Genomic DNA, 12,552 nt, shown 5'->3' on the forward strand with positions numbered 1-12,552 from the left:
CGCGCCCGCGCACGCCCCGTAGCCGCTCCGGGGGGCGGGGGGAGCCGGATCGGAGCGACCGGCCCACCGCGACCCCGCCTCTCAGCCGGCTGCCGCGTCGATCTCCTGGAGCAGCAGCGCGCACCGGGCGATGTCGTCGCTGGTGGGCGGTTCCCAGGTCGCGACGCCGTGGAGCTGGTCGAGCCAGGCGGGTACGACGGCGGCCGCGTCGAGTGGCGGGTGCGTCTCGGCCCGGTGCCCGGTACCGGTGGCGATCACGAGCCGCCCACCGCTCACCGTGCACGATCCCCCGGCGCGGTCGACACGGACGTCGAAGCCGCCGGGGCGCGAGGTCCATCCACAGTGGAGCGTCACCGGCACACCGTCCCAGTCCAGCCGGGCCGTTCCGCCGACGTCCATGGCGATGCCCGGAGCCCGGTCCTTGACCGCGGAGACGACACGAAGGCCCGCGTCCGGGCGCAGCCACAGCAGCAGGTCGAGCAGATGGATCCCGAGGTCGGCGAGACCACCGACACCGCCCTGGCGAGGGTCCAGCATCCACGCGGTCCGGCCGCGGAACCAGCCGTCGAGCAGCCCCGGATGGGAGAACCGGGCCCGCACCGACGTCACCGGCCCGCCGGATCCCGCCGAAAGAAAGGTGCGCAGCCCGCGTAAAGCGGGTGCGCACCTGAGGAACATCGCGGTGGTCACCGGGACCGCGGCGGCGTCGATCAGCGACGTGAGTTCGCCGGTTTCCGGGACCGTCGCGGCGAGAGGTTTTTCCACCAGCGCGGGCTTTCCCGCTTCGATCGCCGCACGCAGCAACCGCGGATGATCAGCGGTCACGGAGTCGATGATGACGGCGTCGGCGTCATCCAGTCCGGAAGCCGCGGTGGCGCGGGGATCGCGCCGGATCGCCTCCCGGTGGTCCGCCAGGTGCGGGTGCGCGGTCCCGAGGATCGCGACCCGCACCGGGGTCACCGGGGCTCCGGCCGGGTGAACGACCGGTCGACGTACACGAGGGGATCACCGTCGCCCACGTGCACGGCCTCCACGAGACCGATGAGGATGCTGTGATCCCCACCGTCCTGAATGGAATGAGTGGAGCACGACAACCGGGCCACCGCCTGCGGCAGACCGGGCAACCCGTGCTCGACGGGGATCGCGTCACCGGCGCTGAACCGATCGACGCCCGAGGTGGCGAAGCGCGACGCCACGTCTTCCTGGGACCGGCCCAGCACGTTGATCAGGAATCTGGCCGACGTCGTGAACGCGCGATGGGTGCTGGCCTTCTTGGCGAGGCACACCAGCACGAGCGGCGGGGCCAGGGACAGGGAACTGAACGAGGTTCCGGTGAAACCCCAGCGCCGCCCCGATTCGTCGGCCGTGGTGACCACGGTGACCGGGCCGGGAACGCGGGTCATGGCGCGGGTGAAGTCTTCCGCGAGAACAGGCATCTTTCCCCCAGTTGCTGTTCGGTGGCTAGGTCGCGACCTTGATGTGCTCGGTCGCGAGTTCGTCGAGGAACGACGAAGCCCAATGATCGATGTCGTGGTCGAGCACGTGGTCTCGCAGCCGTCGCATCCGGCTTCGCGTGTCGGCCGCGGGCAGGCTCACGGCCTGCATGATCGCTTCTTTGACCTCGTCGACGTGGTACGGATTGACCAGGAACGAATCCGTGAGTTCCCCGGCGGCGCCGGCGAATTCGCTCAGCACCAGCGCGCCGGTCAGGTCGTGGCGGCTGGCGACGTACTCCTTGCACACCAGGTTCATGCCGTCCCGGAGCGAAGTCACCACCGCCACGTCGGCGGCGAGGTAGAACGCCGCCAGTTCGCGCTGATCGATCGAAGAATGCAGATAGTGCACGGCCGGATGGCCCACCGCGCCGAATTCGCCGTTGAGCCTGCCGACCTCACGCTCCACCTCGCGGCGCATCAGGCGGTAGTGCTCGACCCGTTCCCGGCTGGGAATGGCGATCTGCACCATGACGGTGTCGCGGGCGTGGAGCCGCTTCTCGCGGAGCAACTCCCCCAGCGCGTGGAGCCGGACGTCGATGCCCTTGGTGTAGTCGAGACGGTCCACCCCCAGCAGTACCCGCCGCGGATTCCCGAGTGTGGCCCGGATCTGCGCCGCGCGTTCCCGCACTCGCGGATCCCTCGACAGCGCGTCCCAGGCGCCCGCGTCGACGGAGATCGGGAAGGAGCCCACCGACACCGACCGGTGACCCAGGTCGATCGCGCCGCCCAGCGGACCCGCGCCGACCTGTTTCGGCACCTGCGCCGCCCCGGTCAGCGTGCGGCTGAGCCAGAGGAAGTTCTGGGCGCCACCCGGCCGCTGGAAACCGATCAGGTCCGCTCCCAGCAGCCCGCGCACGATCTCGGTCCGCCAGGGCAGGCGCATGAACAGCTCGACCGGCGGAAACGGGATGTGCAGGAAGAAGCCGATGCGGACGTCGGGGCGCAGTTCGCGCACCATCGCCGGGGCCAGCTGCAGCTGGTAGTCGTGGATCCACACGGTGGCACCGGGCGCGCTGACCTCCGCGGCGGCTTCGGCGAAGCGCCGGTTGACCTCGACGTAGCTTTCCCACCAGCTCTGTTGATAAGCGGGCGGCATCACGACGTCGTGGTACAGCGGCCACAAGGTGGAATTGGAGAATCCTTCGTAGAACGAGGCGACGGCGTGTTCGTCGAGCGAGACGGGCGAAAGCCGGATCCCGCCGACGGATTCCGGCGGGGTCACCGTGCCCGGGATACCCGGCCAGCCGACCCAGGTGCCGCTCCGCTTGCGCAGCAACGGCTCCAGCGCGTTGACCAGACCTCCGGGGCTGCGGCGCCAGGTCTCGGCCCCGGTCCCGGTGCGGTGCACGCTCGCCGGCAAACGGTTGGCGACGACTACGAATTCCGAACGATCGGTCATGAACCTCTCCCGATGAGGGCGACCAAGGAAGCAGAGCCGCCGGGAGGGGGACGCCGCTGTCCCCCTCCCGGGGAAATCACCCCCTGAAGTCCACGATGGTCTTCAGGTCGGTGGTGCTGCGGTAGTTCTCGAAGATCGACACCAGCTGGTCGTAGTCCTCGAACCGGCAGACCGACGACAGGAGCCGCGCGCCGTCGACGACACCGCTCATCAGGATCTGCATCGCGGAGTAGATGACGTTGGCGCTGTGGTGCATGGGGAAACTGGACACGTCGAAGGGCGCCGACATGATGTTGATGCCCTTGGCGAGCATCAGCCACGTGTCGAACTTCTGCATCTCCTGCGACGCGCCGTAGAGCACATAACGACCGCGCGGCTTGAGCTTGCGCATCGCCATCCGCCGCGGGTCACGGTCTTCGTCGACGTTCTTGATGGTGGGCAACGTGTCGAAGACGTAGTCGAAAGTGCCTTCGTTGATCGCCGTGTCGAGCTCGTCCGGCAGGTACGCGTGATCGGAGAAGTTCTCCGCGGCGAACACGTTCCGGTTCGGGTTGAGGTCCACCGACACCACCGAATTGGGGGCGAAGAGCTGCTTGATGATCCGGCCGGCGATGACCCCGATGGGCCCGGTGCCGAGGATCAGCACCTTGTCCCCGATGTGGGGCGGGTTGCTCAGGATGGACCGCAACGCGCCCGTGGTCGGCTCGATGAACGAGCACTCCAGATCGCTCATCTCGGCCGGGATCTTCACCGCGGCCGCCCGGCGGTCGTCGAGGAAGTTCCGGTCGGTCCAGAAGACGTCGCGTTTGACCTGTCCGGAGAAGATCGGCCGGACCGAGCGGTACTCGGCAAGCCCCTCGAAGTCCGTCTGGCCCCAGTAGACGACCCTGTCGCCGATCTCCAGGCCGACGCTTTCGTGGTCGAAGTCCGAGCCGATCTCGACGACCTCGCCGAGATATTCGTGGCCGAGGACGACGGGGTACTGCGGCGGGAACAGGTGCCCCTCGAACACCGAGATGTCCGTCGAGCAGATCGAGACGCAGCGCGTCTTCAGCAGCAGGCCGTCCTCCGGCGTGGCCGGAACGGGCACCGTCGCCAATTCGGTCTTCCTCGGCGCGGTCAGGTGAAAAGCTTTCATGGTGGCCGGAAGCGGAATGCCCGAACGGCCCGTGGTCGTGGACACGGAGGTGGTCATCGTCAATCCCCTCAGGAAAAGTAAAAGGAAACAAGTGAGCTCGGAAAAGGCGCGTCAGCGGCGCATGAGCAATTTCCCGGTCAACAGGTACTGGCCCACCATCTCGAAATGCGAATGCGAGAGCGTGATGTGCTTGACCGCCGAACGCACGTCCCGGAGACTCCGCTCGAGCCTGCTCGTCGTGTACAGCGAACTCGTGCCCGCGTATTGATGGGCGGTGTCGACCACCTGGCACGCGTTCTCGGCGACGGTCGCGACCGTCAGCCGGATCAGCGACGTCAGTTCGTCGCCGCCGTCCGCGCCGTGTTCGGTCGCCTGCCGGGCCGCGTGCGCCAGGACGAGACGGCTGCTGTGCACGGCCATTTCCATCCTGGCCAGTTTGTCCTGGACCACGTGGCTGCCCGCCAGGGTGCCCGACGCGCCCGTCGGCGTCTTGCGGAGCGCGATCTCCTTGAACGTGCGCAACGCGTCCTGGGCGATTCCCAGGGCGGTGGACGAGGACGTGAACGGCCCGAAGTCGTAGTAGCTGATCGCGTAGGCACGGGAATCACGCGGAAGCGGCGCCGCGTGCATGGCGGCTCCGTCCACCGTGTGGTCCTCGCCGACGAACACGTCGTCGACCAGGTAACTGACGCTTCCGGTGCCCCGCAGGCCGAGCGTGTGCCAGTCGTCGACGAAGGTGACGCTGGTCCGCGGCAGGAACAGCATCCGGATGACCGGACCGGCTTCCCCGAGCCGCGGCTTCCCGTCGTCGGTGACGCGGGCCGCGCACACCAGCCAGTCGGCGTGCGCCGAACCGCTGGCGAAGGACCATTTCCCGCTGAGCCGGAAACCGCCTTCGACGGCTTCGGCCGTCCCGGAGGGGTTGACCCCTCCGACGACCAGCTTGTCGCTCTCGGCGAAGAGCTTGCGAGAGGTCGCCTCGGGAAGGTAGTCCGAAAGCCTGCCGATCGCGCCCTGGACGCCGACCTGCCAGGCCACCGACGCGTCGAGGCGCGCCAGTGCCTGGATGACGGCCGAGCCGGTGGCGATGTCCACCTGCCCGCCACCGAATTCCCGGGAGACCCACATTCTGTGCAGGCCCGCTTCGCGAACGGCGTCGAGCGTCTCGGCCGACGTCACGCGCCGATCTTCGTTGTCATTTCTGTACTTCTCGACAATGGGTGCGATCTTGTCGACCTTCGCCAGCCATTCCTGAATTTCACCGGTCGGCGGCGGCCCGTCGAGCAGGCGCGGCACAGCTTCATCCAATGACAATTTTCCCCCATCCCCAGATGGAAACCTCGCCCCAAACGAGGTTTCGATAGTCTTAGGTTCCTCGAACTATCGAAGCAATGATTACCTGGGCCCCACCACCCGAGCAAGGGGCATGTTCATATCTGGGAGTGATCTAGCCCACAGGAAAAGGGGGTTGACCCGAATGGCGGTACGGAATCAGCCCAACGACGCAGCGATCCGCCCCGAAGTGCTTCCCTTTCGGGCGTAATACCGGTCAGTCGATCAGGAATTCGTACCGCAGCGCGGCAAAATTACCTACATCGGCAGTGGCTTCTTGACTGGTCCACAATGGACTCTTACCGAAGCGGCTTTCCTTTTGCTGGCTCACAGTCAGGGTCCTCTAACATTCAGTAGGGGCGATTCTTTCCGTGGTTCCGCTGGACCTGAGCCACACTGGAGCGGGACCACCGAGGGGAGCCGAACTCGATGACAGACGACCTTCCGTCATGGGCCGGACGCGTCCGCTCGATGCGCGAAGCGCGAGGTTGGACCCAAGCATCACCCTCGGCGTGGTCGCCGCCAGTGAAGGTGATCTCGACGAAGCTGTCATGCGGGGCCGTCGCGCTCTCGGCGGCGAGCGGAAGTCGCTTCCATCGCTCATGTCGGTCGCACGCGACCTCTCCGGCATTCTCAGCGCGCGCTTCGCCGGCGAGCCGGAAGTGACCTCATACCTCGAGTACGTGCGCTCCCTTGAGCAACGCGATTGTTGAGGGGTAACGCAAAGGTGTCGGGACGAAGGTGGCCTCCGGAGCACGGTCTTTCCCCCTCCCGGACCCGACGCACTCCGGCAGTACCCGACACTCGAACCCCGGCCGACGCGCGAGCGGCCGAGCACGACACCTTTGCCCTACTCCCAATAGAAGCCGACTTCCCCGCTCGCCCCGTTCAGGACCGGCGGGTCCGCAGCATCTGCTCCCCGGCGTCCACATAGGACTCGAAGAAGTCGGCGACCTCGGCGAGCCGGGCCTCGGCCTTCTCGTCTTCGGCACTTCGCGTTCCACTTCGCAGCACGCGGATGAAGGCGCGGGTCCGCTCGTGGCTGGCGGCGAGAAGCTGCTCGAAGCCGCCCACCGCCTCGACGAGCAGGCGGCGGCTGCCCGGTTGCGGGATGGTCCGGGCGAGACCCCATGAGACCAGCTCACGGACCGCCACACTCACCGCCCCTTTGCTGAGGCCGAGTGCCTCGCCGAGCTCATCGAGTGACGCGGGGCTGGAATTCAGCAGGAGCCGTCCGTAGACGCGGCCGGTCGCGCGCGGAAGGTTCCACGACGCGAGAAAGTCTCCCATGGTCGTGGCGAACACATCGCGGTCCTCGGCGGGGGTCATGCCCTGGGCTCCACGTCCCAGCCATCGATGATGTCCACGATGGTCTTCGTGGCCATCTCCGCCGCGTCCAAGGTGACCACGTGGCCGGCGCCGGGGACGACGTGTTCGGGCACGCCTTCGGCCCGCGCCCAGCGAGGCATCGCGGACGCGATGTTGCCGGTCTTGTCGTCCTCACCCCGGACGAGGCCGAGCGGAACGGGCGTGCGGTACCCCGGCTCCGGGTCGACGAGGGACACGGTGGCTCGCCAGACGTCGAGGAAGACGCGTTTGGGCATCCGCGCGAAGGTCGCCTCGCACTCGGCGATCCCCTCGGGAGTCACCGCCGAGGCACGGGCCATGAGACCGGGAAGCCGCGAGGCGGGGATCAGCGCCAGCGACGGGGCGGCGAACTTCAGCAGAAGCCGTTCCGCGGCCGTGAGGGGCCCCGCGTTCCACGTCGAGTCCACGACGATGAGTCCGCCCGCGCGTTCCGGAGAACGGCGGACCAGCGCCTGGGCGAGATTGCCGCCGAGGGAGTGCCCGATCAGGATCGGGCTGTCGAGACCGAGGTGGTCAAGGAGAGCCGTCAGGTCGTCGAGCGCGATCGCCGCGGTGAAGCTGGAACCCGGCGCGAGGCCCGACTCGCCATGGCCGCGCTGATCCCAGGTGATCACCCGATGGCCGCGTTCGTGCAGAGCCTCGGCCTGGGCATCGAACATCCGATGGTCCATGCCCGCGCCGTGCGTGAAGACGACAGGACGCCGATCGCCCGCGAGGTCGCCGTACCGCAGTTCCTGGGCGCCCCGGCGGAGCACCCCGGTCATATTCACCATTTTCTAAATATAGCGCACGCCGCTCAGTGCCCGGCCCAGCCGCCTTGTTCCTCGGCGGCTTCGACGTCGGAGTCCGCGACCGCGGTGTGCGCCAGTGCGGCGACGGTCTCCTCGAGCCCGCGTTGCACTTCCTCGTCGCCCGCCTCGCGGACACTGCTCAAGGTCACGGTCAACCGGGACTCGTTGGCACCGGCGTCTTCGATCGACAGCCGGCCGTGGTAGTCGTGCGGGCCTTCGGAACCCCAGCTCAAGGATCGACTTTCCTCATCGACCTTCAGCCACGCTTCGGCTTCGACGTGTTCACCGTCCACGTCGGCCTCGACGTGCACGGCGTCGCCGCCTTCCGGCTCGGCCTGGCTCAGCTGCGGGAAGAAGTGGGGAAGGTTACGCGGTTCACGCAGGTAGGCGAACAGATCGGAGGCGGGCAGATCGATCGTGGCGGTGTGACGAAATTCGGTCATGATCACGCATACCCTGTCCTCGCGCCACGGAAACCACCAGGTCAGCGAAGTGCTGTGAGGACGTAGTCGTCGCCGTACTGCCACACCGGCGCCACCTCCGCGAAGCCCGCCTCCCTGAGCAGCCTGGTGTGCTCCTGCGGGCTGAGCCTGTTGCCGTAGCCGGTCGAGATGCCGCTCAGCTCGGCGGCCGTGAACTCCGCCCGCAGCGCGGGGTCGGCCGCGATCGCGGCCCACCAGCTCTTCCAGTCTTCGTTCGACCCGACCCCGGCCCGGGCGGCACGACGGTTCTTGACGGCTTCGGCGAGGTCGCGGATGCCCGGTTGCTCGTCGTAGAAGTGGTCACCGTTGACGAGCGCCCCACCTGCCCGGAGCGCGTCCGCGAGGTCACGGTAGACGCCGGCGAGCCGTTCCGGTTTCAGCCAGTGCAAGGCGGTCGTCGACACCGCGGCGTCGATCGCCCGCCACGTCAGCCAGCCGTCTTCGGCGAGATCCGCCTGGACGTACTCGATGTCCGCGTCATCCGGGCGGCTCGCCCGGGCGAGTGCGAGCAGGAACGGGTCGTTGTCGACGCCGACGACCCGCACGTGTGGCAGGCGCCGGGCGAGCCGGGTGGCCAGCGAGCCCGGGCCGCAACCGAGGTCGAGCACCAGCGGCTCGGCGACATCGCGGCAGACGTGTTCGACGACGTCGATCAGGACGTCGAACCGTTCTTCGCGGTCGGCGACATAGCGTTCCTGCTGGAAGTCCCACCGTCGCACCCAGCCTGCCGCGAGCATTTCGTCCACCGCGCTCCCCTTCGTGATCTTGATCCTGTGTAGCACAGGGCGCCCATGGGTTACCGTGTGCGCCACAACGTAAGAAGGTGCCCGTCGGGGGAAGCCGGTGTGAATCCGGCGCTGACCCGCAACCGTGAACGGCCGTACGCCGTGAGCCGGACTGCCCGCCGGGTACTGCCAGCCCCAACTGTCGTGGAGTGCGGAGCGGGGTCCCGTTTCAGCGCGTCCGCGCGCCCGGGACAGTGCTCGATGTCCCGGAGGTAACTGTGACGCGTCATCCGCTCGGCCGTCGGCGTTTGCTCGCCCTCGCCGCCCTCGCGCCTCTGGCCGCCTGCGGGAGCGCGCCAACGGACACGGGCCGGTTGCGGGTCGCGTTCGCGGCGGGCGGTTCGAAGGAAACACTGGACCCCTCACAGGTTTCGCTCTTCGTCGACCAGGCGCGGGCCAAGGCGCTCTTCGACACGCTGGTCGCCTACAACGCCGACACCTCGTTGCGGCCGCGGCTGGCCGAATCCTGGGAGAGCGACAATTCCGGGACGCGCTGGCGGATCCGGCTGCGGCAGGCGGCCTTCCACGACGGGCGCCCGGTCACCGCGGACGACGTTCTGTACAGCTTCCGGCGGATCGCCGACCCCGCACTGGCCTCCTCGTCCCGCCAGTACTTCGCGAAGGTGGACTTCGGCCGCAGCAAGGCCGCCTCCCCCCGCGAACTGGAGCTGGTGCTGAGCGCGCCCGACTTCGAATTCCCGTCGGGCTGGGGCGCGCCGGGAGCGGAGATCGTCCCCGCCGGGACGACGGCGTTCGGCGCGCCGGTCGGCTCCGGTCCGTTCCGCTTCGTCTCGTTCACTCCCGGTGGTACGGCGGTGTTCCGCGGGAACGAGTCCCATTGGGACGGTGCGCCGAGCGTCGGCGAGCTCGAATTCGTCCCGGTCAACGACGAAACGGCCCGGGTCAACGCGCTGCTCTCCGGGCAGGTCGACTACGCCCACGACCTCGCGGCCGGTACCGCGGCCAGGCTGGGCGGCGACGGACGTGTCTCGCTGCTCGAAGCCCGGGGGACGACGATGCAGGGTTTGATCCTTCGCCTGACCCAGCCGCCGTTCGCCGACCCTCGGCTCGTGCGCGCCGTACTGTCCGGAGTGGACCGCGAAGCCTTGAACCGGGTCGCATTGGCCGGACGCGGTGAGATCGGCAACGACCTGTTCGGCAAGGGACTTCGCGGCTACGCCACCGGCATTCCCCAGCGCTCCCGCGACGTGGATCTGGCCCGCTCGCTGGTCCGGGAAGCGGGCGCCGAGGGACTCGCTTTCGCCATCGAAACCAGCGACGTCGATCCCGGTTTCCCCACCGCGGCGACGCTGATTTCCCAGCAGCTGAACGAAATCGGGTTGAAGGCCACGCCGAACACGCGGGCGGCGAGCACCTACTTCGGCGAAACGAAGACCAAGGGAGTCGCCGCGCTCACCCGCACCGCCACCTTGCCGGTGGCGACGTTCCTCAACCAGCGCTTCCGCACCGGCGGTTCGAACAACGTCAACGGGTTCGCCTCGCCGGAGTTCGACACGCTCATGGACCGTGCCGCCGCCACCTCGGACGAGGGTGCCCGGCTGGCCCTGTTCGCGGACGCCCAGCGGATCGTGCACGAGTCCGGCGGCCTGCTCGCCTGGGGCTTCAGCACCTGGACGATCGCGACGTCGAAACGGGTGTCCGGGGTGGTCACCGCACCACCGAACACCTTCGACTGGGCGAGGTTCGACCGCGCCCGCCTGTCCTGACGTGCCGGGGTACGCCCTGCGCCGGCTGGGGTTCGCCGTGCTCCAGGCGTTGTTCGTGCTGGTCGCCACGTTCGCCGTGACCGCGCTGCTGCCCGGCGACGCGGCTTCGGTCGTACTCGGCGAGCAGGCCACCGACGAGCAGGTGGCGACGGTGCGCCACCAGCTCGGCCTCGATCAGCCTCTCCTCGACCGGTTCGGGCACTGGCTTTCGGGCTTGGCCACCGGTGACCTCGGCCGTTCGCTCGTCACCGGCGCTCCGGTGACGGACGAGATCGCCCGCCGGTTCACCGCCACCGCCGTGCTCGCCGGGGTGACGGTGCTCGTGCTCGTTCCGCTCGCACTGGGCGTCGGGGTGGCGTGCGGCGTCCGCGAAGGCTCCCGGACCGACCGGATACTCACGGCCGTCACGTTGTTCCTGCATTCGATCCCCGAGTTCGTCCTCGGTCTGCTGCTGGTCGCGGGATTCGCCGTCTACACCGGACTGTTGCCCGCCACCGCGGCCGGGACGGACTTGACCGAGCGTCCCGAAGTGCTCGTGCTGCCGGTGATCGTGCTCGTCGGCCGTCAGCTGGGCGACGTCGCCAGGCAGATCCGGGTCGGCGTCGCGGAACAGACCCGCGGGCAGGTGGCGGACCATCTGCGCCTGCTCGGCCTGCGCGAACGCACCGTCGTGCTGAAGCACCTCCTGCCCGCCGCCGCGGCGCCCGCCGTACAGCAGCTCGCCCGCGCCGTCGAGGGGCTGCTGACCGGCACGGTGATCGTCGAATCTCTGTTCGCGATCACCGGGATGGGCACGGGTTTCGTCGAGGCCGTGCAGAACCGGGACATCCCGCAGGTGCAGGGATACGTACTCGTGTTCGCCGGTGTCGTCGTGCTCGGGAACCTGGTCGCCGACCTGGTCGCGCACCGTTTGACGCCGCGCCGGGAGCTGGTCACATGGTGAGCCGGACGCTCGGCTGGATCTTGCTCGCCGTCCCGGCGCTGTTCGCGGTGGCCGGACCGCTGATCGCGGGTCCGCCGGTGTCCGTCGGGGCGCCGTGGCAGCCACCGGACTCCGCCCACCCCCTCGGTACCGACGTCCTCGGCCGCGACGCGCTCACGGTGATCCTCACCGGCGGCTTTCCCGTGATCGGCATGACGGTCGCCGCGCTCGGGCTCGCCTACCTGATCGGCGTACCGCTCGGTCTCTTCGCGGCCGGTCGCGGCCGGTGGGCCGACGAAGCCGTGATGCGATCGCTCGATCTCGTGCTGGCGTTCCCGTCGCTGCTGGTGCTCATGGTGCTCGCCGCGACCGGGCATCGCGGGCCCGGTGTGCTGATTCCCGCCGTCGCCGCCCTCCAGCTGACGGCGATCACCCGCGTCGTGCGGGCCGCGGCGCTGGCTCCCGGCTGCCGCACCGCAGTGGAAGCCCTTACCCTGCAAGGACAACCGTGGTGGCGCATCCAGCTCGGGTACGTCGCCCGGTACGTCACCGGCCCGGTCGCCACCGACGCCGGGACCCGGCTCGGCGTGGTGCTCTACCTGCTGGCGTCGGCGAACTTCCTCGGTCTCGGCCTGACCTCGGACTCCCCGGACTGGGCCGTGGTCATCGAACGCAACAGTGAGGCCCTCTACACCGCTCCCGCCGTCGTACTGGTGCCCGCCGCGCTGCTGATGGCGTTGTGCGTCGGCACCAACCTCGTCACCGACCGGTTGCTCGCCGCCCGGCGGGTGATCCTGTGACGGTCTTGGAGATCAGCGGCCTGTCGGCCCGTGCCGCGGACACCGCTCTGCTCGACGACGTTTCGCTGGCGCTCGAACCCGGCAGGGTGCTGGTCGTGCTCGGCGCGTCCGGCACGGGGAAGACCACCCTGGGGCTGGCCGCGACCGGGCGGGCGCGGCCCGGCATCGAACTGTCCGGCTCGATCCGGCTGGCGGGTTCCGCGCTGCTGGGCCGCACCGGCGCGGAACTCCGGCGGATCCGGGCCGGGGTCGTCGGTCATCTGCCGCAACAGCCTTCGGCGGTGCTGGACCCGGTCCGCCGCTGCGGGCCGG

General features: G+C 68.9%; 14 protein-coding genes and 1 riboswitch. Of the genes, 5 read left to right on the top strand and 9 right to left on the bottom strand.

The window, feature by feature from the left end; translation table 11 throughout:
- Positions 1-81: 81 nt before the first annotated feature.
- The 5 genes from CFP71_RS36630 to CFP71_RS36650 all read right to left on the bottom strand — a co-directional run bounded on the left by CFP71_RS36630 (position 82) and on the right by CFP71_RS36650 (position 5,341).
- On the bottom strand, positions 82-960 hold the full coding sequence (locus CFP71_RS36630) for a Gfo/Idh/MocA family protein (protein WP_093938498.1): 879 nt from the start codon (positions 958-960) through the stop codon (positions 82-84).
- Entirely contained in the window at positions 957-1,436 is a 480-nt protein-coding gene (locus tag CFP71_RS36635) for a flavin reductase family protein (protein ID WP_093938499.1), read from the bottom strand. The genes CFP71_RS36630 and CFP71_RS36635 overlap by 4 nt, the downstream gene beginning before the upstream one ends.
- Positions 1,437-1,461: 25 nt before the next feature.
- Positions 1,462-2,895 (bottom strand): alpha,alpha-trehalose-phosphate synthase (UDP-forming), encoded by a 1,434-nt coding sequence (locus CFP71_RS36640; RefSeq protein WP_093938500.1) that lies wholly within the window; start codon positions 2,893-2,895, stop codon positions 1,462-1,464.
- Between the two features lie 76 nt (positions 2,896-2,971).
- On the bottom strand, positions 2,972-4,090 hold the full coding sequence (locus CFP71_RS36645; protein ID WP_093938501.1) for a zinc-dependent alcohol dehydrogenase: 1,119 nt from the start codon (positions 4,088-4,090) through the stop codon (positions 2,972-2,974).
- Between the two features lie 54 nt (positions 4,091-4,144).
- Positions 4,145-5,341 carry an acyl-CoA dehydrogenase family protein gene (locus CFP71_RS36650; RefSeq protein ID WP_244199972.1) on the bottom strand — a complete coding sequence of 399 codons (1,197 nt, stop codon included), beginning with the start codon at positions 5,339-5,341 and terminating at the stop codon, positions 4,145-4,147.
- Between the two features lie 536 nt (positions 5,342-5,877).
- On the opposite strand from CFP71_RS36650, the gene CFP71_RS36655 reads away from it, so the two are divergent.
- Positions 5,878-6,078 carry a hypothetical protein gene (locus CFP71_RS36655; RefSeq protein WP_143267235.1) on the top strand — a complete coding sequence of 67 codons (201 nt, stop codon included), beginning with the start codon at positions 5,878-5,880 and terminating at the stop codon, positions 6,076-6,078.
- A 175-nt stretch (positions 6,079-6,253) separates the two neighbouring features.
- Here the strand turns inward: CFP71_RS36655 and CFP71_RS36660 are convergent, their stop codons facing one another.
- From CFP71_RS36660 to CFP71_RS36675, 4 genes are read right to left on the bottom strand one after another with little or no spacing between them, the layout of a single operon-like run.
- Positions 6,254-6,694: a GbsR/MarR family transcriptional regulator gene (locus tag CFP71_RS36660; RefSeq protein ID WP_093938504.1), complete on the bottom strand. Its 441-nt coding sequence runs from the start codon at positions 6,692-6,694 to the stop codon at positions 6,254-6,256.
- Positions 6,691-7,506: an alpha/beta fold hydrolase gene (locus tag CFP71_RS36665; protein WP_167406397.1), complete on the bottom strand. Its 816-nt coding sequence runs from the start codon at positions 7,504-7,506 to the stop codon at positions 6,691-6,693. Before CFP71_RS36665 ends, CFP71_RS36660 begins: the two co-directional genes overlap by 4 nt.
- A gap of 23 nt (positions 7,507-7,529) precedes the next feature.
- The gene (locus CFP71_RS36670) at positions 7,530-7,967 is read right to left on the bottom strand and encodes an SRPBCC family protein (RefSeq protein ID WP_093938510.1); all 438 of its coding nucleotides are present in this window, start codon (positions 7,965-7,967) and stop codon (positions 7,530-7,532) included.
- A 41-nt stretch (positions 7,968-8,008) separates the two neighbouring features.
- On the bottom strand, positions 8,009-8,743 hold the full coding sequence (locus tag CFP71_RS36675; protein WP_167406398.1) for a class I SAM-dependent methyltransferase: 735 nt from the start codon (positions 8,741-8,743) through the stop codon (positions 8,009-8,011).
- A 29-nt stretch (positions 8,744-8,772) separates the two neighbouring features.
- Positions 8,773-8,929, top strand: a riboswitch (cobalamin riboswitch).
- Between the two features lie 80 nt (positions 8,930-9,009).
- On the opposite strand from CFP71_RS36675, the gene CFP71_RS36680 reads away from it, so the two are divergent.
- The 4 genes from CFP71_RS36680 to CFP71_RS36695 all read left to right on the top strand — a co-directional run.
- Positions 9,010-10,518: an ABC transporter substrate-binding protein gene (locus CFP71_RS36680; protein WP_093938506.1), complete on the top strand. Its 1,509-nt coding sequence runs from the start codon at positions 9,010-9,012 to the stop codon at positions 10,516-10,518.
- A 1-nt stretch (position 10,519) separates the two neighbouring features.
- Positions 10,520-11,461, top strand: a complete 942-nt coding sequence (locus CFP71_RS36685) for an ABC transporter permease (RefSeq protein WP_093938507.1) — start codon at positions 10,520-10,522, stop codon at positions 11,459-11,461.
- A complete protein-coding gene (locus CFP71_RS36690; protein ID WP_093938508.1) occupies positions 11,455-12,240 on the top strand; it encodes an ABC transporter permease in 786 nt (261 codons plus the stop codon). The genes CFP71_RS36685 and CFP71_RS36690 overlap by 7 nt, the downstream gene beginning before the upstream one ends.
- On the top strand, positions 12,237-12,552 hold a 316-nt coding region (locus tag CFP71_RS36695; RefSeq protein ID WP_143267236.1), incomplete at its 3' end, for an ATP-binding cassette domain-containing protein. The genes CFP71_RS36690 and CFP71_RS36695, both read left to right, overlap by 4 nt.

The sequence above is a fragment of the Amycolatopsis thailandensis genome (genome assembly GCF_002234405.1).
GTDB lineage: Bacteria > Actinomycetota > Actinomycetes > Mycobacteriales > Pseudonocardiaceae > Amycolatopsis > Amycolatopsis thailandensis.

Coding starts and splice junctions, on each gene's coding strand:
- CFP71_RS36675 (WP_167406398.1), bottom strand. CDS start 8,743: ATGCTCGCGGCAGGCTGGGTGCGACGGTGGGACTTCCAGCAGGAACGC.
- CFP71_RS36635 (WP_093938499.1), bottom strand. CDS start 1,436: ATGCCTGTTCTCGCGGAAGACTTCACCCGCGCCATGACCCGCGTTCCC.
- CFP71_RS36640 (WP_093938500.1), bottom strand. CDS start 2,895: ATGACCGATCGTTCGGAATTCGTAGTCGTCGCCAACCGTTTGCCGGCG.
- CFP71_RS36645 (WP_093938501.1), bottom strand. CDS start 4,090: ATGACCACCTCCGTGTCCACGACCACGGGCCGTTCGGGCATTCCGCTT.
- CFP71_RS36660 (WP_093938504.1), bottom strand. CDS start 6,694: ATGACCCCCGCCGAGGACCGCGATGTGTTCGCCACGACCATGGGAGAC.
- CFP71_RS36670 (WP_093938510.1), bottom strand. CDS start 7,967: ATGACCGAATTTCGTCACACCGCCACGATCGATCTGCCCGCCTCCGAT.
- CFP71_RS36690 (WP_093938508.1), top strand. CDS start 11,455: ATGGTGAGCCGGACGCTCGGCTGGATCTTGCTCGCCGTCCCGGCGCTG.
- CFP71_RS36665 (WP_167406397.1), bottom strand. CDS start 7,506: ATGGTGAATATGACCGGGGTGCTCCGCCGGGGCGCCCAGGAACTGCGG.